Genomic DNA, 1,220 nt, shown 5'->3' on the forward strand with positions numbered 1-1,220 from the left:
CGCGGCAGCCGCGCCGGCAACGACCCCTTCCAGGGCCGCCAGGGCGTAGTACTGGCCGGTGGCCGAGGCAACGATGGCCACCACCAGCGCCGCGCCTGCTCCAAGCCCGGACTGCTCGTAGTCCCAGCTGTCGTGGAAGGCCTTGACCCGGCGCCAGTCGACGTCGCCGCGCTGTTCCATCTCCTGCAGCCAGGCGAGGTCGGGGTTGGCCGCGACCATGGCGTCGATGGTGCGGGTGACGCTGCGGCGGTCGATCTCCTGCACGTCGATGCGGAGGCCGTCGGCGGCCTGGATGATGAGCTCGCCCTGGGCCACCAGTTCGCTCTGGCGCAGCGTTTCGCGGGTGAAGCCTTCGCCGGAGGACGATTGCCAGGCGAAGCTGCTCTTGCTGCGCTCGTGGGATTCGCTGTGCACGTCGCTGGCGGTTTCGAAGCGGATGCTGCCGCCGCTTTGCAGTTCGATGTCGCCGTCGGCTTCCAGGCGCGCGGCCCGATAGGTCTGGTCGAGCCCGCTGGCGATGAGCAGGTCGCCACCGCTGGTCACTTGGCTGCCGATGGCGCGGGTCTTGCTGACTTCGTCGCGCTGGGTGCGGCTGCCGCCGAGCAGGCCGCCGCTGCTCTTTTTCTCGTAAAGCGAGTAGTCGTGCTGCTGGGCGGTGAGGAGTTCGATGTCGCCGCCGGCCAGCAGCGAGGCCTCGTTACCTGCCTGCAGACGGCTGGCGGTCAGGCGCAGGTCGTCGCCGGCATTCAGGGTCAGGTCGCCGCCAGCGTTGAAGTCGCTGCCCTGTACGCGGCGGCGACTATCGATGGTGTGGGTTCTGCCGCGCCGCTGCTCGTCGTAGCGACGGGACTGCCCCGCTTCGATCGCGATGTCGCGCCCGGCGATGACGCCCAGGTCGCCTTCGGCGCTGACGTCGGCGGCGCGGGCGTGGATATCCTGGCCCGCCAGCAGGGTGAGGTCGTTGCCAAACGCAAGCGTGGTGCCAACTTCCTGGCGTCGGCTGCGCTGGAGGCGGGGGTTGCCGCGCAGGGCGCTGCCCGTGGCCAGGGTTTCCAGGGCCAGGTCGCGACCGGCGGCAATCAGGCCGTTGCCGCCGACGCTGACGTCGACCGCGGCGAGGCCGAGGTCGCGCCCGGCGTTGAGGATCAGGTCCTGGCCGGCGCTGAGCGTGGCCTGGTGGTCGAGCTCGGCCGTCTTGAGGGTCACCCTGCCGTAGCGGG

1 protein-coding gene is annotated in these 1,220 nt (G+C 70.6%); it reads right to left on the reverse strand.

Annotated features, from left to right (window positions below; translation table 11 throughout):
* Positions 1-1,220, reverse strand: a 1,220-nt coding sequence (locus ACUY1T_RS21980) for a hemagglutinin repeat-containing protein (RefSeq protein ID WP_446025695.1), incomplete at both ends; no start/stop codon positions are given.

This window comes from Billgrantia sp. Q4P2, assembly GCF_052806135.1.